Raw genomic sequence first — 19174 nt, 5'->3', positions numbered from 1 at the left:
GTGACCTGATGCTGCGGTAGCGAGTGGCCGAGTGTCCGGCGACGCTCCCTGCGTACTTTGATGGATTTATTTATGTGTTACGTTATAACATCTCAATCAATCCCTCCAATACCTTCCAGACCATGACCCCGACTCCCTACTCGTGCCATTCCCCTTCACCGCGGCTGGCCCGTTCCATGCCGCTCGTCTGCCTCTTCCCCTGGCTGGCCATGGCCGCGCCGGTCGACCTCGAGCCCACGGTGGTCAGCGCCACCACGACCGAACGCAAGCTCAGGGACGCGCCGGCCAGCGTTTCCGTGGTCACCGCCGAAGCGCTGCAGCAACGGCCGGTGCGCGACCTGCAGGAAGCCCTGCGTGGCTCGGAAAGCCTGCAGTTCAACGGCATCGGCCTGGAACGGCGGGGCATCAGCATCCGCGGCATGCCCAGCGAACACACGCTGGTGCTGGTGGACGGCAAGCGCATCGCGTCCTCGTCCGGCGCCATCGCGCACTCGGACTTCGACCTGGGCTGGGTGCCGGTGGAAAGCATCGAGCGCATCGAGGTCGTGCGCGGGCCGATGTCGTCGCTGTACGGCTCCGAGGCGCTGGGCGGCGTGGTGAACGTCATCACCCGCCGGGCGACCGATGCCTGGCACGGCAGCGGCCTGCTCGACGGCGGCGTGCGCGAGGATGGCCTGGGTGGGCAGAACCACCAGCTCGGCGCCTATGTCGCGGGGCCGCTGGTGCCCGGCAAGCTGGGGCTCAGCCTGAACGGCGAGACGCGCCGCCAGCAGGAGACGCCGGATGCCGACAATCGGCGCCTGTCCGAGCTGGAAGGGCGCAACGCCGACAGCGGCGGCCTGAACCTGAGCTGGACGCCGGACGAGGCCCAGCGCATCGACCTCGGCCATCAGCGCGGCCGCGAGCGGCGCTGGCGCAACAGCGAGACCGGCGGGGCGCGTTCGAGCTACTACGAGTCCCGCGACCGGATCGAGCGCGAGCAGTGGTCGCTCGCCCACAGCGGCGAGTGGGACTGGGGCAGCAGCCAGCTGCGCGCCTACCGCAACCGCCTGGAGCGGCACAACGCGCGCTCCGACGCCCAACCGGCCAGCGACCCGCAGCGCCTGACCGATACGGTGGTGGATGGCCATGTGAGCGTGCCGGCGTTCGACTGGCACCTGTTCAGCCTGGGCGGCGAATGGCGCAAGGAGCAGCTGGAGGACAGCACGGTGAACGCTGCCGGCGATGAAAGCGCGCGGCACAAGGCGCTGTTCCTGCAGGACGAGATCGCCTTCGCCCCCGACTGGTCGCTGACCCTCGGCAGCCGCTTCGACAAGCACGAGGCGTTCGGCTGGGAGAGCAGCCCGCGCCTGTACCTGCTGCACCACTACTCCGATGCGCTCAGCCTGCGCGCCGGCGTCGGCCGCGGCTACAAGGCGCCGAGCCTGAAGCAGCTGTCGCCGGAATACGCGGCGGTGGGTGGGGGAGGCCGCTTCACCATCTACGGCAACCCCGACCTGAAGCCGGAGACCAACACCTCCTACGAGCTGGGCGCGGACTACGAAGGGGAGGGCTGGTCGCTGAAGGGCACGCTGTTCGAGAACGACGTGCGCGACCTGATCCAGACCGTCTGCGTGTCGCGCTGCGGCGTGCGCGGCGCCGAGGTGCGCAACTACGAGAACGTCGAGAAGGCGCGCATCCGCGGCATCGAGCTGGGCGGCGGCATCGACCTGCCGGCCGGCCTGCGCTGGGAACTCAACTACACCTACCTGGACGCGCGCAACCAGACCGTCGGCCAGCGTCTCGGCGACCGTTCCCGGCACCTCGCCAACAGCCTGCTGAAATGGACGCCGAACGCGCGCTTCAGCGCACAGCTGCGCACGGAGTACGTCGGCAGCCAGGTGGCCTACAGCAGCAACGTCGGCTACGCCTTGCCGGCCTACAGCCTCTGGCACCTGGACCTGAACCAGAAGCTCAGCGACAACCTGACGCTGCGCGGCGGCATCGAGAACCTCGGCGACGAACGCCTGGCCGAGCAGAACGAAAACTTCACCTACGCCGAGGCGGGGCGCAGCTTCCACATCGGCCTGGTGGCGAGCTTCTGATGCGCCGCCTGCTGATGTTCTGCTGTGCCCTGATGGGGTGCGCCGGCGCCTGGGCGGAGCCGGCGCAGGTACGCGTGCTCAGCAGCGACTTCGTGCTGCCGGGCAAGCACCAGCGCCTGGCGGGCTGGGCCCGCGACGCCGGCGTGCAGCTGCAAGGCCTGCGCCTGGGCGAGGGCGGCGAACCGGATGCCCGCTGGCTGGACGGGGCCGACCTGCTGATCCTCGATACCCCGCGCCCCGGCGACCGGGCGCAGGTCGAGCAGGCGCTGGGCGACCTGTTGCAGCGCCGGCCGTTGCCCTGGATCCGCGTCGGCGGCGGCGCGCCGGGCTTCGGCAACCTGCCGGCGCCCCTGGCGGAGCGGCTGGTCGGCTACTACGCCAATGGCGGCGAGGCCAACCTGCGCCACCTGTTCGAACTGCTCCAGCGCCAGCACGCCGGGCTGCCGACCGATGCCGTGCCGGCGCCGCAGCGCCTGCCGCAAACGGGCTTCTACCACCCCGATGCGCCGGCGCCGTTCGCCAACCTCGCCGACTACCTGGCCTGGGCCACGCCACGCTGGGCAAAGGACGCGCCGCGGATCGCCTTCGTGATCCCGCGCAGCGCCATCGCCGACGCCCAGACCGCAGCCATCGACGAACTGCTGCGCCGCAGCGAGCGGCATGGCCAGGCGCCCCTGGCGCTGTGGTTCGACGACGGCGACGCGCAAGCGCTGACACGGTCGTTCGCCGGGGCCGGCATCCAGGCGCTGGTCAACCTGCAGCACCTGCAGAACGGCCCGGCCCGGCGCGCCGAGTTCCTCGCCCTGGACGTCCCGGTACTGCAGACCCTCGGCTACCGCGACGGCAGCGAGGCCGACTGGCTCGCCGCCGCCAGCGGGATTCCGCCGCGCACCGCGGCGGCCTTCCTCGGCGTGCCGGAAACCTGGGGCATGAGCGACCCCCTGGTGATCAGCGCCCTGGAACACGGCGAGCCGAAGCTGATGGCGGGGCAGGCCGAGGCCCTGCTCGGCAAGCTCGACCGCCTGGTGCGGCTGCGCCGCCTGCCGACGGCGCAGAAGCACCTGGCGCTGATGTTCTGGAACCACCCCGAGGGCGAGAAGAACATCGCCGCCTCGCATCTCAACGTACCGGCCAGCCTGGCCAGGCTGAGCGAGGCGCTGCACGGGGCCGGCTACCAGGTGCCGGCAACCTCGGAGGCCGCGCTGATCGACACGGCGCAGCGCCTGCTCGGCGGCTACTACCGCCCGGACACCCTCGATGCGCTGTACCGCGACGGCCTGGCGGCGAGCCTGCCGCTGGACGCCTACCTGCGCTGGTACGATGCCTTGCCGGCCCCGTTGCGCGAACAGTTGCGCCAGCGCTGGGGCGAGCCCGGCAAGCACTGGGCCTTGCGCGAGATCGACGGCCAGCGGCGCTTCCTGTTCCCGGCGGCACGCCTGGGCAACCTCCTGCTGCTGCCGCAGCCGCCGCGCGCCGGCCGCCCGGGCGAGGCCTACCACGACAGCGCGGTGCCGCCGGACCACCTCTACCTGGCGGCCTACCAGTTCGTGCGCGAGGGCTTCGCCGCCGATGCGCTGATCCACTTCGGCACCCATGGCACCCAGGAATGGCTGCCCGGCAAGGACCGCGGGCTGGCCGCGGGTGACTACCCCATGCGCGTGCTCGGCGATCTGCCGGTGTTCTATCCGTACATCCAGGACAACGTCGGCGAGGCGATCCAGGCGCGCCGGCGCGGGCGCGCGGTCATCGTCAGCCACCAGACACCGTCCTTCGCCCCGGCGGGCCTGTACGACGAACTGCGCGACCTGCACCACCTGATCCACGAGTACCAGCAACTGGACGAGGGCGCCGTGCGTGAGCGCAGCGCCGAGCAGATCCGCGCCGCGGTGCTGGCCTCGCACCTGCAGGACGACCTGGGCTGGAGCGAGGAGGCGATGCGCCAGGAATTCCCCGCGTTCCTCGCGCAGCTCCACGACCACCTGCACGGGCTTGCCGGAGCGGCCATGCCGCTGGGCCTGCACACCTTCGGCGTCGCCGCGGCGCCGGAGCTGCGCCTGAGCACCGTGATGCAGCAACTGGGCGAGCCCTACTACCGGGCACTCGGCCTCGACCCCAACGAGCTGTTCGCCCGCGACTTCAAGGCCCTGCAGGAAAACCGCGCCTACCGCACCCTGCAGCGCTACCTGCGCGAGGATGGCGATATTGGCGCGGTCGCCGACCCGCGCCTGCGCGAGCAGTTGCTGCGGGCACGGGCGCTGGACCGCCAGCTCGGCGAGACCGGCGAACTCGAGGCGCTGCTCGCCGGCCTGGCCGGGCGCTTCGTGGCGCCGGGCCCCGGCGGCGATCCGATCCGCAACCCCGGGGTGCCCAGCGGACGCAACCTCTATGCCTTCGAAGCGGACAAGGTACCGACCCGGGCCGCCTACGAGGCCGGCGACGAGGCGTTCCGCCAGCTGCTGGAGAACTACCGGGCGGAGCACCAGGGCCAGGCGCCGGACAAGCTCGCCTTCAGCCTCTGGTCCTCGGAAACCATGCGCCACCTGGGTATCGTCGAAAGCGAGGTGCTGCACGCCCTCGGCCTGCGCCCGCGCTGGGATGCGGGCGGCCGCCTGCTGGCGCTGGACATCGTGCCGGCGGCGGAGCTGGGCCGGCCGCGGGTGGACGTGGTGCTGCAGGTGACCAGCGTCTACCGCGACCAGTTCGACGGCTTCATGCGCCTGCTCGCGCAGGCCATCGAGCGCCTGGCCAGCCTGGACGAGCCGGGCAACCCGCTGGCCGCCAACAGCCGCGCGCTGGAACGGCGCCTGCGCGAGCAGGGCGTGGCGCCAGACATGGCGCAGCGGCTGTCGCGCCTTCGCCTGTTCGGCAACGCGCCGGGCGATTATGGCACCGGCCTGCCGCAACTGGCCCTGGACTCCACCCGCTGGGACGACGATTCGGCCCTCGCCGAGCAGTTCCTCGGCCGCCTGCAGTACGCCTACGGCAGCCGCGACTGGGGCGTGAAGCTGGACGGCGGCAACCTGTTCGCCGAACAGCTGAAGGGCGTGCAGGCGGCGATCCTGTCGCGCTCCTCGACGCTCAACGGCGTGCTCGCCAGCGACCATCCGTTCGAGTTCCTCGGCGGCCTGTCGCTGGCCGTCCGCCACCTGGACGGCGCCAGCCCGGCGTTGTACATCGCCGACCTGCGCCAGCGCGAGCCGCGAACCACGGGCGCGGCGCAATTCCTCGCCAACGAGCTGCGCGGGCGCTACCTCAACCCGCAATGGATCAGCGCCATGCAGCGCGAAGGCTACGCCGGCAGCCTGGAAATGCTCGACCTGGCCAACAACCTGTGGGGCTGGCAGGCGGCGGACCGCAGCATGGTCCGTGCCGACCAGTGGCAGGCGCTGCACGACACCTTCGTCATGGACCGCCGCCAGCTCGGCCTCGCCGAATGGTTCCAGCAGCACAACCCGAGGGCCCAGGCGCAGATCATCGAGCGCCTGGCCGAGGCCATCCGCAAGGGCTACTGGGATGCCAGCGAGCAGACCCGCCGCGAACTGGCGGAGCGCTGGCAACGACTGGCCGCCGCCGGCGCGGGGCAGGGGAGCGAAGCGACGACCCGGGCCTTCATCGAGCAGATGGCCGCCGGCTTCGGCGAGTCCGCCGCCACGGCGCCGGCCGATGGCGCCACGGCCGCCGGTGCCGCCGAGGCGGTCAGCGGCCGCGTGCTCGAAGAGGTCGCGCCGCCCCAGGGGGGCGAGCCGGACGCGAGCATCCGCCTGGCCTTGGCGCTGCTACTGGTCCTGTTTATCGTCGGCGCCGGCCGGCAAGTCGTTATCAACCGCCGTTTGATGGAAAACCGCCCATGAATGCCCTGGAAACCAGCCTTTACGAACTGACGCGCCTGTTCCTGCTGCCGGTGCTGCTGCTGATCCTGGCCGCGCTGGCCTACGCCTTCATCGCCCTCGGCGGCTTCGCCGTGGAAGCCTGGCAGCGCCGCAGCGGGCGCTACCAGTCGCGCCTGGCGGCCTGGCAGAGAGCCCACGGCGGCAACAGCGACGACCTCGAACTGTGGATCATGCAGCGCCTGGAATGGCTGCGCGTGACCTCGCGCAGCACGCCGATGCTCGGCCTGGTGGCGACCATGATCCCCATGGGGCCGGCCCTGCTGGCGCTGACCCGCAACGATGCGCAGGGCATCGGCGAGAACCTGGTAGTGGCGTTTTCCGCGGTGATCCTCGCCCTGGTCAGCGCCAGCATCACCTTCTTCGTCCTCACCGTGCGCCGCCGCTGGCTGCTCCAGGAACTGCGGGCCGTCGAGCGCGCGCAGGAGGGCAACTGATGCGCTTTCTCGAACACGACGAGGCGGACGACCCCATCCTCTCGATGGTCAACCTGATCGACCTGTTCCTGGTGGTGATCGGCATCCTGCTGATCGTGATCGTGCAGAACCCGCTCAACCCGTTTAGCCAGGACAAGGTGGTGGTGGTCGAGAACCCCGGGGAGGCGGACATGCGCCTGCTGGTCAAGGAGGGCAAGGAGCTGAAGCGCTACGAGGCCAGCGGCGAGATCGGCGAAGGCCAGGGCACCCGCGCCGGCGTGACCTACCGCCTGGCCGACGGGCGGATGATCTACGTGCCGGAAGATGCTGCACGGTGACCCCTCCCCACCGCCCGCTACCTGCGGGTGCCCTCTGAAGGTTCTTGCTGTCAATGTGGGTATTTAACTTCGCTCTGCCCAGATGACCAACTGCGTCTGCCTTGAAATGGACCGGGCTTTCCTGGATCTGCCAGTCCATGCCGGCTTCGCGCTGCCAGACCTCCAGCGACTGTCTCGGGGAAAAGCGACAGCCCGGCAAGTCGGAGCGCGCTCCGAAGCTCCCGCTATTTCGCCGGCTTCGCGATTGAAGCCGTGGCGGATGTAGATCTTCCTGGGGTTTCTCGGTGACGAACTCGGCCGAGCTGATGCATGTCGGGTCGGCGCTTGCCACCACTGGCGGTACCGACCCTGACCTGTGCAGCCTGATGCGGAGCCGTCACGCCATCTGTACTTGGCTAGAGGTTCCCGGGAACGATGAGGCCCTTCTTGCGGTAATGCTCGATGTCGATGCCGAAGGCGCCGCTGGGGTGGACCAGATAGAGGTAGTAGGGTTTTCCCTGGTCGTCCTTCGGGTTCGTCGCCAGGTCGATGACCCGCTCCCGGCAGGGGCGTTTGTCGGCGTCCAGCACTCTCAGCAGCCTGGGCTTGAGCTTGTTGCCGGGTGGGCAGCCGATGATGATGCCGACTTCGCCGTTGCTCAGTTCGGCTATTTCCCCCGGCGGGTAGATGCCGATGAGTTTGACGAAGTGCGCGACCATCTCCTCGTCGAAGTGCGTGCCGGCTGCATCGAATACTATCCGCAGCGCTTCCAGGCTGGAGCGCCCCTTGCTGTAGACCCGGTCGCTGGTGATGGCATCGTAGGCGTCGACTATCGCCACCAGCTTCGCCACTTGCGGGATCTTGTCGTGCCGCAGGCCCCGGGGGTAGCCGCTGCCGTCCAGGCGCTCATGGTGGCAGTAGGCGGCATCGACGGCCGCCGGTGGCACGTCGGTGGTGCTCATGAGCAACTTGCGGCCGCTGTCGGCATGGGTCTGCATGATCAGGTATTCGTCCGCGGACAGCCGGCCGTTCTTGGTGAGTATCGGCAGCGGAACCTTGATTTTGCCGAGGTCGTGGAGCATGCCGCACATGCCGATGTCGACCAGTTCCCGGGGCAGCATGTCGAGCCTGCGGCCCAGGGAAATCGCATAGATGGCCGTTCTCAGCGAGTGCTCGGCGGTGTAGTCGTCCTTGTTCCTGATCTGGGTGAGCCAGAGCATTGCCGCGGGGTTGCGCAGGATGCTCTCGACGCACCCCTCGATGGTTCGCCTGACCCCGGGGATGTCCAGGGCCTGGCCCAGGCGCACCGCGTCCAGCAGGCCCCGGGAAACCTCCAGCGCTTCGCCCCAGGTCTGCTGTGCCTGCTCTATCTCCTGCCTGAAGTCCACCTTGCCGATGAGCGGCACGAGCGCTGCGTCGGCGTCCCCGGAGGGGCCCTCGGGCAGGGACCGGGCCTCGACCCAGGCATGGTTCGCTATCTGCCTGATCCGCTCCAGCTCCTTCATGGTCCTGATCTGGAAACCACGGAACAGAAACGGGGTGTTTTCCCAGGACTCGTCGAGCTCCAGCACATACATTCCGACGGTCAATTCACAAACATCGATCCTTACTCTGTCTTTGGCACGCAATCGTTGTTCTCTGTGCAGTTTTCTTTACGGATAATGTCAATATGACATTACTTTTGCCGGCTTCATTGATCCGCATCAGTGGAATGGATTTCTTGTTTTCTGTTTTTGCAAAGCGTTTCAAGGCTTTTTTCTGATTCATATGGAAGGAGCGCAAGCCGGTGTTCGATAAGGCGGCATGTCGCGTTGTATACGAGGACGCCCAACTGGGCGCAGGGCACATAGGCCGCGTGCCCTACAACGCCTGGAGAAAATCCAGCAATGCCTGCAGCTCCTGCGCATCCAGTTGCAAGGGTCTGAGCAGTGGCGAGGTCTTCGGGAACAGCGGGTCGTCCTTCTGCCGGGCCGTCGGCAGCGGGTGGAACATCCCGGCGCTGTACATGTTGAGGATGCCGCGCAGGTCGCCGAACAGGCCGTTGTGCATCCAGGGCCCGGTACGCGCGACCTGGCGCAGCGAGGGGCCGGGTCAGCCGGCCCGATCCCCCTGCGCCTGCCCCGTCGTCTGTTCGAGCTGCTCCTCGAACCAGTTCAGCACGGCCTGGCACGCGGGATGTTTCGCGCCGCTGTCGCGTAGCCAGAGCGCGTACACGCCGCCGGTTCGCAGGGCCTCGCCGAAGGGGACGACCAGGTCGCCGCGCGCCAGGGCGTCGTGGGCCAGGACCTTGTCGGTCATGGCCACGCCCAGGCCCCGGGCCGCGGCGTCCAGCGCCAGGTCGTCGAGGTTGAGGAGGATGTGCTTGTAGCTGCGCTCGGCCCGGTCCTGCTGGGCCTGCAGCCAGAGCGTCCATTCGTGGCGGCCAGCGACCCGGGCAACCAGTACGCGATCCCCTACATGTGGGTGGCGGTGGGCATCGGCTACAACGCCGACAAGGTCAAGGCCATCTTCGGCAACACCGACGTGACCCAGTCCTGGCAGTTGCTGTTCGACCCGCAGAACATCAAGAAGCTCAGCCAGTGCGGCGTGGCCTTCCTCGACAACCCGACGCAGATCGTCTCCATCACCCTCAAGGTCCTGGGCCTGGACCCGCACAGCCAGAACCCCGAGGACCTGAAGAAGGCCGAGGCGGCGCTGCTGGTCATCCGCCCCTACATCCGCTACTTCCACCAGTCCAAGTACGTCAGCGACCTGGCCAACGGCAACATCTGCGTGGCCATCGGCTTCAGCGGCGACGTGCTGCAGGCCATGGGCAGCGCGCACCAGGCGGGGAACGGCATGAACCTGGGCTACAGCATCCCGCGCGAGGGCTCCACCGTGGCGATCGACACCGTGGTGATCCCCAGGGACGCGCCGCACCTGGCCAACGCCAACGCCTACATGAACTACCTGCTCGAGCCCAAGGTGATCGCCAACATCAGCAACGCGGTGAAATACCCCAACGGCAACGCCGCCGCGCTGCAGTACGTCGACCCGGCGCTGCGCGACAGCCCGGCGGTATACCCGCCGAAGGAAGTCCTCGACAGCCTGTTCCCGATCCAGACCCTGTCGCCGGCCGGCATGCGCCTGAGCACGCGGCTGTGGACGCGGGTGACCAGCGGCAAGTGACGGGGCGCCAGGCCCCTCCCGGCGGGCCGGACCAGGGCCAGGTCGTAACTATGGGGCCCGGCGCCGTTGCGGCGCCGGGCCTTTCACAGGTCACTCGCTCTGCGGGTCGAACTGCTTGTCGCGGATCAGCAGGGCGGGAATGATGCCGCAGACGAAGTAGGCGGCGCCCATGACCAGGAAGCCCGCGCCGATGGACACCTGGGTGGCCAGGAAGCCGATGGCCGCCGGGGCGATGGCCGCGCCGACGCGGCCGATGTTGTAGGCGCCGCCCACGGCGGTGCCGCGGTAGCGGGCGGCGAAGCTCTCGGTCATGTAGGTGGCGTTGACGCCGTAGGGGATGCCGTAGAGGAAGCCGAACACCACCAGCATCCAGAGAATCGCCTCGGGGCTGTGGTAGAGCACGATCACCGGCAGGAACACCGCAGTACCCAGGGCTCCGAAGGCGAACACCTTGCGCCGGCCCAGCCAGTCCGAGGCGACGCCGGCCAGGACCTTGCCGAGGATCATCGCCGCGTAGGTGCCCACCAGGTAGGCGGTCATGGACTTGAAGTTCATGCCCATCTCGGTTTCCAGGTAGGAGGGCAGCCAGTTGTTCACGCCGTAGTAGCCGAACTGCAGGAAGCCCGCCGTCAGCGACCAGAAGATGAACATGCTGCGGGCGCGGCGGTCGCCGAAGATCATGCGGAACGCGCCTTCGGGCTTCTTCTCGGCGACTTCCTGCAGGCCCATGGCCTTGCGCCGCTTGCGCTCGGCCTGGGCTTCTGTCCAGGCGGCCGGCTCCGGCACCAGGCGGCGCATGGCCACCGCCAGCACGACCGGGATGATCGCGACGTAGAACAGGTAGCGCCAGCCGTAGCTCGGCAGGATCCAGCCGGCCAGCAGCGTGGCGACGATGTAGCCCACCGACCAGCCCGCCTGCAGGGTGCCCAGCACCGTGGTGCGGTATTTGGTGGGCACGTATTCGGCCATCAGGGTGTTGCAGGCGACGTAGAGCGCGCCCAGGCCCAGGGAGGCGACGAAGCGCGCCGCGGCGAACTGCCAGTAGCTGTGGGTCAGGCCCAGCATGGCGGTGCCGACGGAGAACAGGACGATGGTCCAGACCACGGTGCGCACCCGGCCGAAGCGGTCGCACGCCCAGCCGCCGTAGATGCCGCCGATGGCCATGCCGGCCAGGGTGAAGCTGCCCAGGCTGCCGGCCTGGACGTTGCTCAGGCCGAACTCGGCCTTCAGGCTGGTGAGGCTGTAGGACAGCAGCATGAGGTCGGCGCCGTCGATCAGCAGGCCGATGAAGCAGAACAGGAACACGATCACCCAGGTCTTGCTCTGGGTGGTCGCTTGGGTGGTCGAAGCAGTGGTTTCCATGGGCGAACTACCTGTTGTATTTATTCGTGGGCCGGCGCTTCCGGCCCGTCGGTAAGCCTGCGGCTCGCCGCCCGGCGGGGCAGGGCGGCGAGGGGTCTTCAGTGCGTGGCCTCGCGGATCATGTTGCGGGCGATGACCACCTGCTGGATCTGCGTGGTGCCTTCGTAGATGCGGAACAGCCGCACGTCGCGGTAGAAGCGCTCGATGGCGTACTCGCTGACGTAGCCGGCGCCGCCGTGGATCTGCACGCAGCGGTCGGCGACGCGGCCGCACATCTCGGTGGCGAACATCTTGGCGCAGGAGGCCTCGGTGCTGACGTTGCGGCCTTCGTCGCGCTTGCGCGCGGCGTCCAGCACCATGCAGCGGGCGGCGTAGATTTCCGCCTTGCTGTCGGCGAGCATCGCCTGGATCAGCTGGAACTCGGCGATCGGCTTGCCGAACTGCTTGCGCTCCAGGGCGTAGCGCAGGGCGTCGTCGAGCATGCGCTCGGCGGCGCCGACGCTGAGCGCGGCGATGTGCAGGCGGCCCTTGTCGAGCACCTTCATGGCGGTCTTGAAGCCCACGCCCTCGACGCCGCCGATCAGCTGGCTGGCCGGCACGCGCACGTTGTCGAAGATGACGTCGCTGGTGTGCGCGCCCTTCTGGCCCATTTTGTGGTCCGGCTTGCCCAGGGAGATGCCCGGGGTGCCGCGCTCGACGATGAACGCGCTGATGCCGCCGGCGCCCTTGATCTCGGGGTTGGTGCGCGCCATCACGGTGTAGATGCCGGCGTGCGGGGCGTTGGTGATGAAGCGCTTGGTGCCGTTGAGCACGTAGTGGTCGCCCTCGCGCACCGCGCTGGTCTTCAGCGAGGCGGCGTCGGAGCCGGCGTCCGGCTCGGTCAGGCAGAACGAGCTGAGCAGCTCGCCGCTGGCGAGCCTGGGCAGGTAGTGGCTCTTCTGCTCCGGCGTGCCGTCGATCAGGATGCCGATGGAGCCGATGCCGTTGTTGGTGCCGATGTAGGAGCGGAAGGCGGGGGAGGTGCGCCCCAGTTCGAAGGTGATGTTCACCTCTTCTTCCATGGTGACGCCCAGGCCGCCGAACTCCTCGGGGATGGTCAGGCCGAACAGGCCCATCTCGCGCATCTGCTCGACGATGTCCCGGGGAATGGCGTCGGTTTCCGCGACTTCGTTCTCGCGCGGTATCAGCACCTCGTCGACGAACTGGTGGATGGAATCCAGAAGTATCTGCAGCGTCTCTGCGTCTCGGATCATGTGCTCTCCTCAAGGGCCCGCCGGGCGGGCCTGTCTGGCAGGGCACCGTCACCCGAGCATCAGCGAGCGGCGGCGCCTATGTTGTTGACCATGTTGATCAGGCGGGGCCCGACGTCGTCCTCGAGCTTCTCGCGTGGCAGCTGGAAGCTCGGTCCGCCGCAGTTGAAGGCCAGCAGCCCGTACTGCGGATGTACCAAGGGCACGGCGACGGAGTTGACGTCGCGGTGCCATTCACCGATCGACAGGCAGTAGCCGTAGTCGGTGAAGTCCCTGAAGGCGCGGTCCAGGCCCTTGCGGATGGCCGGCCAGTGTTCCGGTTCGCGCTCGCGGATGTGGTCGAGCAGGAACTCCCGTTCGTTCTCCGGCATCGCCGCCAGGCACGCGCGGCCCACCGAGCTCACCGCCAGCGGCAGGTAGCTGCCGATCTGCCGGCGCATCGTCATGTTCCCCTGGCCCTGGACCACGTCCAGGTACACCATCTGCAGGCGGTCGCGGGCGGCCATGGCCACTGCCGCCTGGGCGTGGTTGGCCAGTTCCTCCATCAGCGGGTGGGCCACCGCGCGGATCGACAGGTTCGACAGCATCGCGTAGCCGAAGCCCAGCACGCCGACGTCCAGCTGGTACTTGCCCGAGTGCACCTCGCGCTTGAGGCAGCCCAGGCGCATCAGGGTGTTGGTCAGGCGCGTCACGGTCGGCTTGGGCAGGCTGGTCTTGCGCGCCAGGTCCTGGTTGCTCAGCACGTTTTCCCGTGGCGTGAAGCAACGCAGGATTTCCAGGCCGCGAGCCAGGGCCGTGACGAACTGGCCGCTGTTCTCCTCCTCGCTCAGTGCCGTGGCGGGGTCGAACATCCCCCGTTCCAACAGGCCGATCTCACCTTCGTTTTTCGTCGGCGCAGCCGAATCCAGCTCCGTCTTGTTGCGGCGCATGGTAGAACCCCTTTTCCGAGAAAATCAATAAAATAAAATTCAGTTTCGTCAGACGAAATTATAAAGGGTTTTCCGGTCTGCGTAAAATTGTCGCTGAGATATTTATCAACTTATTGTTTTTAAAGTTAAAAATAACTTATCCGAACGGATGCCGTTTACAGCGTCGAGCGATGATCACTATGATTAATTTGAAATACGGAATGTAGTTTCGTCAGGCGAAACAATACTGAGGCCCAAACGAGCATGAGCACCCAGCACCCCAGCGTGGTCCACCGAACCCTCCAGGCCGATGGCGTGGCGGTGGTCCGCATCGACCGCCCCGAAGCCCGCAACGCCCTCAACGCCGCCGTGCGCCAGCAACTGGCCGAGCACTTCCGCGCGCTGGCCGACGACGGCCAGGTGCGGGCCATCGTCCTGACCGGGGGCGAGGAATGCTTCGTGGCGGGCGCGGACATCCGCGAGTTCGCCCAGGCCAGCCCTATCGAGATGTACCGCCGGCACACCGAGCTGCTGTGGGAGGCCATCGGCCGCTGCCCCAAGCCGGTGATCGCGGCGGTGAACGGCTTCGCCCTGGGCGGCGGCTGCGAGCTGGCCATGCACTGCGACATCATCGTCGCCGGTGAGTCGGCGCGCTTCGGCCAGCCGGAGGTGAAGCTCGGCCTGATGCCCGGCGCCGGCGGCACCCAGCGGCTGATCCGCGCGGTGGGCAAGTTCCAGGCCATGCGCCTGGCCCTGACCGGTTGCCTGGTCAAGGCGCCGGAGGCCCTGGCGATGGGCATGGTCAGCGAGGTGGTGGGCGACGCGCAGACCCTGCCGCGCGCCCTGGCGCTGGCCGCCGAGATCGCCGCGCTGCCGCCGCTGGCCGTGGCGCAGATCAAGGAGGTGATGCTCGCCGGCGCCGACCTGCCGCTGGACAGCGCGCTGGCCCTGGAGCGCAAGGCCTTCCAGCTGCTGTTCGATTCCAGGGACCAGAAGGAGGGCGCCGCCGCCTTCCTCGAAAAACGCCAAGCCAGCTTCCAGGGGGAATGACCCATGACGCGTGAAATCCAATGCATGGCCATCGTCGGCACCGGCGTGATGGGCGGCGGCATCGCCCAGATCGCCGCCCAGGCCGGCATCCGGGTGAAACTCTTCGACGCCCGCGAGGGCGCGGCGCAGGCCGCGCGCGACACCCTCGGGCGCACCCTCGGCAAGCTGGCGGAGAAGGGCAAGATCAGCGCCGAGGAAGCCGATGCCACTATGGCCCGCCTGCTGGTCGCCGGCTCCCTGGCCGAGCTGGCCGACGCCGAGCTGGTGGTCGAGGCCATCGTCGAACGCCTGGACGCCAAGCAGGCGCTGCTGGCCGAGCTGGAGGCGGTGGTCGCCGCCGACTGCATCCTGGCGACCAACACCTCGTCGCTGTCGGTCACCAGCATCGCCCGTGGCTGCAAGCACCCCGAGCGGGTGGCGGGCTTCCACTTCTTCAACCCGGTGCCGCTGATGAAGGTGGTCGAGGTGATCGACGGCCTGGCCAGCGACCCGCAGGTGGGCGACCGCCTGCAGGCGCTCGCCGCGCGCATGGGCCACCGCGGCATCCGCGCCAAGGACACCCCCGGCTTCATCATCAACCACGCCGGGCGCGCCTACAGCACCGAGGCGCTGCAGATGCTCAAGGAAGGCATCGCCGAGCCGGCCGACATCGACCGCATCCTGCGCGAGGGCCTGGGCTTCCGCATGGGGCCGCTGGAGCTGTTCGACCTGACCGCGCTGGACGTCTCGCACCCGGTGATCGAGTCCATCTACAACCAGTTCTACCAGGAGCCGCGCTACCGGCCCGCGGCGCTCACCCGGCGGATGCTCGAGGCCGGCTTCGTGGGGCGCAAGGTGGGCCGCGGCTTCTACCGCTACGAGGACGGCCGGATGATCGACCCGCCGGCGCCGCAGCCGGTGCCGCGGGTGGCGGCGCTGCCGCCGGTGTGGCTCGGCGCCGAGAACGACGAGGATCGCCAGCGGCTGGCCGCGCTGCTGGAAAAATTGGGCACGCGCCTGGAGCAGGGCAACGCGCCGAGCAGCGAGGCCCTCTGCCTACTGGCCCCCTACGGCATAGACGCGACCACTGCGAGCCTGCGTTTCGGCACCGACCCGGCGCGCACCCTGTGCATCGACCCGCTGCTCGACCTGCAGCGCCACCGCTGCCTGATGCAGAACCCGGCGACCGCCCCGGCCATGCGCGATGCCGCCCATGCGCTGCTGGCCGCCGATGGCGTGGGCGTCACGCTGATCAACGACAGCGTCGGCTTCGTCGCCCAGCGCGTGCTGGCGCTGATCGTCAACCTGGCCGGCGACATCGTCCAGCAGCGCATCGCCAGCGTCGACGACCTGGACGAGGGCGTGCGCCGCGGCCTGGGCTACCCGCAGGGGCCGCTGGCCTGGGGCGACGGCGTCGGCGCCGCGCGGCTGCTGACGATACTGGAACGCATGACCGAACTGACCGGCGATGCCCGCTACCGCCCCGGCCCCTGGCTGCGCCGCCGCGCCGCGCTGGGGCTGTCGCTGCGCCATGCCGAGCCCGCGCTGGGCTGAGGCCCGGCGCCCACCCGATCCAAGGAGACTTCCATGCTCAACGCCTTTATCTACGCCGGCCTGCGCACCCCCTTCGGCCGCCATGCCGGGGCCCTGGCGCCGGTGCGCCCGGACGACCTGGCGGCCCACGTCATCCGTGAACTGCTCGCCCGCCACGGCGTGCCGGGCGACGCCATCGAGGACGTGATCCTCGGCAACACCAACCAGGCCGGCGAGGACAGCCGCAACGTCGCGCGCCATGCCGCGCTGCTGGCCGGGCTGCCGGTGACGGTGCCGGGCCAGACGGTCAACCGCCTGTGCGCCAGCGGCCTGGCCGCGGTCATCGACGCCGCGCGGGCGGTGACCTGCGGCGAGGGCGAGCTGTTCGTCGCCGGCGGCGTCGAGAGCATGTCCCGCGCGCCCTTCGTCATGGCCAAGGCCGAGGCGGCCTACAGCCGCGACCTGGCGGTGTTCGACAGCACCATAGGCGCGCGCTTCCCGAACCCGCGGATCGTCGCCGAGTTCGGCAACGACAGCATGCCGCAGACCGGCGACAACGTGGCCCGCGAATACGCCATCGGCCGCGAGCAGGCCGACCGCTTCGCCGCGGCGTCCCAGGCGCGCTACGAGGCGGCCCGCCAGGCGGGCTTCTTCGCCGGCGAGATCGTCCCGGTGAGCGTGCCCACCGGGCGCAAGACGCCGCCGAAGGTGATCGAGCAGGACGAGCACCCGCGCCCGGACTCCGACGAAGCCGCGCTGGCGCGCCTGAAGCCGCTGTTCGAGGGCGGCGTGGTCACCGCCGGCAATGCCTCGGGGGTGAACGATGGCGCGGCCGCTCTGCTGATCGGCTCCGCGGCCGCCGGCGAACGCCATGGGCTCCAGCCGCTGGCGCGGATACTTTCCGCCGCGGCGGTTGGGGTGGCGCCGCGCATCATGGGCGTCGGCCCGGTCGAGGCGATCAACAAGGCGCTGGCGCGCGCCGGCCTGGGCCTCGCCGACATGGACATCATCGAGATCAACGAGGCCTTCGCCGCCCAGGTGCTCGGTTGCCTGAGCGGCCTGGGGGTGGCCTTCGACGACCCGCGGGTCAACCCCAACGGCGGCGCCATCGCCGTCGGCCACCCGCTGGGGGCTTCCGGCGCGCGGCTGGCGCTGAGCGCGGCGCGACAACTGCAGCGCAGTGGTCAACGCTATGCGGTGGTCAGCCTGTGCATCGGCGTGGGCCAGGGGCTCGCCATGGTTATCGAGCGCGTGTGAACGCGCCAGTGAGGATATGAAGATGGGTGCTTTGAGCGGATACCGCGTACTCGACCTCAGCCGTGTCCTGGCCGGCCCCTGGTGCGGCCAGATACTGGCCGACCTGGGCGCGGAGGTGATCAAGATCGAACGGCCCGGCGTGGGCGACGACACCCGCGGCTGGGGCCCGCCCTACATGAAGGCGGCGGACGGCGCGGACAGCCCCGAGGCGTCGTACTACCAGTCGACCAACCGCAACAAGCTGTCGGTGGCGCTGAACCTGGCCACCCCCGAGGGCCAGGCGCTGGTGCGCGCGCTGGCCGGCGAGTGCGACGTGCTGATCGAGAACTACAAGGCCGGCTCGCTGGCCAAGTACGGGCTGGACTACGCGAGCCTGTCGCAGCTCAACCCGCGCCTGGTGTACTGCTCCATCACCGGCTTCGGCCAGACCGGGCCGCGCGCCGAGGAGCCCGGCTACGACTTCATCATCCAGGGCATGGGCGGGCTGATGAGCATCACCGGCGAGAAGGACGGGGTGCCCGGCGCCGGCCCGCAGAAGGTCGGCGTGGCGGTGTCCGACGTGATGACCGGGCTGTACTCGGTGGTCGCCATCCAGGCCGCGCTGCTGGCGCGGGAGAAGACCGGCCGCGGCCAGCACTGCGACATGGCCCTGCTGGACGTGCAGGTGGCCATGCTCGGCAACCAGAGCCAGAACTACCTCGCCACCGGCCGCTCGCCGGGGCGCCAGGGCAACGCCCACGTCAACATCGTGCCGTACCAGGTGTTCTCCGGCAGCGACCGGGACTTCATCATCGCCTGCGGCAACGACAGCCAGTTCGTCGCCCTGTGCGACGCCATCGGCCTGCCCGAGCTGCCCAGGGACCCGCGCTTCGCCCGCAACGCCGACCGCGTGCGCAACCGCGAGGCCATCGTCGGCCAGCTGGCCGAGCACTTCCGCAAGGACAGCGCCGACAACTGGGTCGCCCGCATCCACGCGGTCAAGGTGCCGGTCGGCGTGATCAACGACATCGGCCGCGCCCTGGAGGAGCCGCAGGTGCTGGCGCGGGACATGCTGGTGGAGATTCCCCACGCTCTCAACCCCGGCTTCCGGATGGTCGGCAGCCCGCTCAAGCTGTCCGAGACGCCGGTGCAGTACCAGCGCCCGGCGCCCATGCTCGGCGAGCACACCGACGAAGTGCTCAGGCGCCGGCTGGGGCTGGACGAGGCGCGCCTGGCCGAGCTCAAGGCCAAGGGCGTGATCGAGCAACTCGGCGAGTGAAGCGTTCGCGAGCAAGCTCGCTCCTACAGGGACGCACCTGCTCTTCGTAGGAGCGAGCTTGCTCGCGAACCCCGGGCGCCTGACGCGCCACCATGGTGCTGCCGAGGCCAAGCCCGGCGTGTCACCAAGCCAAGGTCAAGCGGCGGATAACCGCGAACGGTTATTCGCCCTACGCACCTGCAACCAAGAGGAGAATCGAATGAAGGTAGTGGTCGCGGTAAAGCGCGTGGTCGATTACAACGTGAAGGTCCGGGTGAAAGCGGACAACTCCGGCGTCGACCTCGCCAACGTGAAGATGGCCATGAACCCCTTCTGCGAGATCGCCGTGGAAGAGGCCGTGCGCCTGAAGGAGAAGGGCGTCGCCAGTGAGGTGGTGGTGGTTTCGGTCGGCCCCGGCACCGCCCAGGAACAACTGCGCACCGCCCTGGCCCTGGGCGCCGACCGCGCCATCCTGGTCGATGCTGTCAAGGTGGAGGGAAACGAAGAACTGAATTCCCTGGCCATCGCCAAGCTGCTCAAGGCCGTGGTCGACCGGGAACAGCCGCAGCTGGTCATCCTCGGCAAGCAGGCCATCGACAGCGACAACAACCAGACCGGCCAGATGCTGGCTGCGCTGACCGGCTACGCCCAGGGCACCTTCGCCTCCAAGGTCGAAGTGGCTGGCGACAAGGTCAATGTCACCCGTGAGATCGATGGCGGCCTGCA

Annotated in this window: 15 protein-coding genes and 2 pseudogenes; 10 read left to right on the top strand and 7 right to left on the bottom strand. The window is 68.9% G+C overall.

The features are described 5' to 3' along the window. Positions 1-122: 122 nt before the first annotated feature. Genes CHC02_RS26820 through CHC02_RS26805 form a run of 4 tightly spaced genes read left to right on the top strand, consistent with a single transcriptional unit; the run spans position 123 to position 6725 of the window. Positions 123-2084, top strand: coding sequence for a TonB-dependent receptor domain-containing protein (locus CHC02_RS26820; RefSeq protein ID WP_089394434.1), 1962 nt, complete (start codon positions 123-125; stop codon positions 2082-2084). After that, complete coding sequence (gene cobN / locus CHC02_RS26815) at positions 2084-5935, top strand: cobaltochelatase subunit CobN (protein ID WP_089394433.1); 3852 nt, start codon at positions 2084-2086, stop codon at positions 5933-5935. The genes CHC02_RS26820 and cobN overlap by 1 nt, the downstream gene beginning before the upstream one ends. Next, on the top strand, positions 5932-6408 hold the full coding sequence (locus CHC02_RS26810) for a MotA/TolQ/ExbB proton channel family protein (RefSeq protein ID WP_089394432.1): 477 nt from the start codon (positions 5932-5934) through the stop codon (positions 6406-6408). Before cobN ends, CHC02_RS26810 begins: the two co-directional genes overlap by 4 nt. Then, positions 6408-6725 (top strand): DUF2149 domain-containing protein, encoded by a 318-nt coding sequence (locus tag CHC02_RS26805; protein WP_089394431.1) that lies wholly within the window; start codon positions 6408-6410, stop codon positions 6723-6725. The genes CHC02_RS26810 and CHC02_RS26805 overlap by 1 nt, the downstream gene beginning before the upstream one ends. A 76-nt stretch (positions 6726-6801) precedes the next feature. Here the strand turns inward: CHC02_RS26805 and CHC02_RS31015 are convergent. The 4 genes and pseudogenes from CHC02_RS31015 to CHC02_RS26790 all read right to left on the bottom strand — a co-directional run. Then, positions 6802-6924, bottom strand: a pseudogene (locus CHC02_RS31015) (DUF932 domain-containing protein); the annotation flags it as partial. A gap of 196 nt (positions 6925-7120) precedes the next feature. Further along, a complete protein-coding gene (locus tag CHC02_RS26800) occupies positions 7121-8293 on the bottom strand; it encodes an HD-GYP domain-containing protein (protein ID WP_244160978.1) in 1173 nt (390 codons plus the stop codon). A gap of 271 nt (positions 8294-8564) precedes the next feature. Then, the gene (locus CHC02_RS26795; protein ID WP_176450349.1) at positions 8565-8753 is read right to left on the bottom strand and encodes a hypothetical protein; all 189 of its coding nucleotides are present in this window, start codon (positions 8751-8753) and stop codon (positions 8565-8567) included. A 42-nt stretch (positions 8754-8795) separates the two neighbouring features. Beyond that, positions 8796-9104, bottom strand: a complete 309-nt coding sequence (locus tag CHC02_RS26790) for a LysR substrate-binding domain-containing protein (RefSeq protein ID WP_425320253.1) — start codon at positions 9102-9104, stop codon at positions 8796-8798. Positions 9105-9128: 24 nt separating this feature from the next. Here CHC02_RS26790 and CHC02_RS26785 point away from each other — a divergent pair. Continuing rightward, positions 9129-9872 (top strand): annotated as a pseudogene (locus tag CHC02_RS26785) (extracellular solute-binding protein); the annotation flags it as partial. A 90-nt stretch (positions 9873-9962) separates the two neighbouring features. Here CHC02_RS26785 and CHC02_RS26780 read toward each other — a convergent pair. From CHC02_RS26780 to CHC02_RS26770, 3 genes are all read right to left on the bottom strand, one after another. Beyond that, positions 9963-11234, bottom strand: coding sequence for an MFS transporter (locus CHC02_RS26780; RefSeq protein ID WP_089394429.1), 1272 nt, complete (start codon positions 11232-11234; stop codon positions 9963-9965). Positions 11235-11332: 98 nt separating this feature from the next. After that, positions 11333-12487, bottom strand: a complete 1155-nt coding sequence (locus CHC02_RS26775) for an acyl-CoA dehydrogenase family protein (RefSeq protein WP_089394428.1) — start codon at positions 12485-12487, stop codon at positions 11333-11335. 59 nt (positions 12488-12546) lie between these two features. Continuing rightward, positions 12547-13413, bottom strand: coding sequence for an IclR family transcriptional regulator (locus CHC02_RS26770; protein ID WP_089394427.1), 867 nt, complete (start codon positions 13411-13413; stop codon positions 12547-12549). A gap of 243 nt (positions 13414-13656) precedes the next feature. Here CHC02_RS26770 and CHC02_RS26765 point away from each other — a divergent pair, with 243 nt between their 5' ends. From CHC02_RS26765 to CHC02_RS26745, 5 genes are all read left to right on the top strand, one after another. Beyond that, positions 13657-14442, top strand: coding sequence for an enoyl-CoA hydratase (locus CHC02_RS26765; RefSeq protein ID WP_089394426.1), 786 nt, complete (start codon positions 13657-13659; stop codon positions 14440-14442). 3 nt (positions 14443-14445) lie between these two features. Further along, positions 14446-15975, top strand: a complete 1530-nt coding sequence (locus tag CHC02_RS26760) for a 3-hydroxyacyl-CoA dehydrogenase (protein WP_089394425.1) — start codon at positions 14446-14448, stop codon at positions 15973-15975. Positions 15976-16008: 33 nt separating this feature from the next. Next, positions 16009-17211 (top strand): 3-oxoadipyl-CoA thiolase, encoded by a 1203-nt coding sequence (locus CHC02_RS26755; RefSeq protein ID WP_089394424.1) that lies wholly within the window; start codon positions 16009-16011, stop codon positions 17209-17211. A gap of 22 nt (positions 17212-17233) precedes the next feature. Beyond that, positions 17234-18469, top strand: coding sequence for a CaiB/BaiF CoA transferase family protein (locus CHC02_RS26750; RefSeq protein ID WP_089394423.1), 1236 nt, complete (start codon positions 17234-17236; stop codon positions 18467-18469). Between the two features lie 199 nt (positions 18470-18668). Beyond that, positions 18669-19174 (top strand): electron transfer flavoprotein subunit beta/FixA family protein (locus CHC02_RS26745; RefSeq protein WP_089394422.1); only part of this gene is annotated, 506 nt, incomplete at its 3' end.

The organism is Pseudomonas delhiensis, from assembly GCF_900187975.1.
GTDB classification, from domain to species: domain Bacteria; phylum Pseudomonadota; class Gammaproteobacteria; order Pseudomonadales; family Pseudomonadaceae; genus Pseudomonas; species Pseudomonas delhiensis.
Note: the sequence above shows the minus strand (reverse complement) of the source record. Positions and strands in the feature narration are given on the sequence as shown.

Excerpts from the sequence above, each read along its gene's own strand:
- CHC02_RS26820 (WP_089394434.1), top strand. The coding sequence starts at position 123 with ATGACCCCGACTCCCTACTCGTGCCATTCCCCTTCACCGCGGCTGGCC.
- cobN (WP_089394433.1), top strand. The coding sequence starts at position 2,084 with ATGCGCCGCCTGCTGATGTTCTGCTGTGCCCTGATGGGGTGCGCCGGC.
- CHC02_RS26810 (WP_089394432.1), top strand. The coding sequence starts at position 5,932 with ATGAATGCCCTGGAAACCAGCCTTTACGAACTGACGCGCCTGTTCCTG.
- CHC02_RS26805 (WP_089394431.1), top strand. The coding sequence starts at position 6,408 with ATGCGCTTTCTCGAACACGACGAGGCGGACGACCCCATCCTCTCGATG.
- CHC02_RS26795 (WP_176450349.1), bottom strand. The coding sequence starts at position 8,753 with ATGCACAACGGCCTGTTCGGCGACCTGCGCGGCATCCTCAACATGTAC.
- CHC02_RS26780 (WP_089394429.1), bottom strand. The coding sequence starts at position 11,234 with ATGGAAACCACTGCTTCGACCACCCAAGCGACCACCCAGAGCAAGACC.
- CHC02_RS26775 (WP_089394428.1), bottom strand. The coding sequence starts at position 12,487 with ATGATCCGAGACGCAGAGACGCTGCAGATACTTCTGGATTCCATCCAC.
- CHC02_RS26770 (WP_089394427.1), bottom strand. The coding sequence starts at position 13,413 with ATGCGCCGCAACAAGACGGAGCTGGATTCGGCTGCGCCGACGAAAAAC.
- CHC02_RS26765 (WP_089394426.1), top strand. The coding sequence starts at position 13,657 with ATGAGCACCCAGCACCCCAGCGTGGTCCACCGAACCCTCCAGGCCGAT.
- CHC02_RS26760 (WP_089394425.1), top strand. The coding sequence starts at position 14,446 with ATGACGCGTGAAATCCAATGCATGGCCATCGTCGGCACCGGCGTGATG.
- CHC02_RS26755 (WP_089394424.1), top strand. The coding sequence starts at position 16,009 with ATGCTCAACGCCTTTATCTACGCCGGCCTGCGCACCCCCTTCGGCCGC.
- CHC02_RS26750 (WP_089394423.1), top strand. The coding sequence starts at position 17,234 with ATGGGTGCTTTGAGCGGATACCGCGTACTCGACCTCAGCCGTGTCCTG.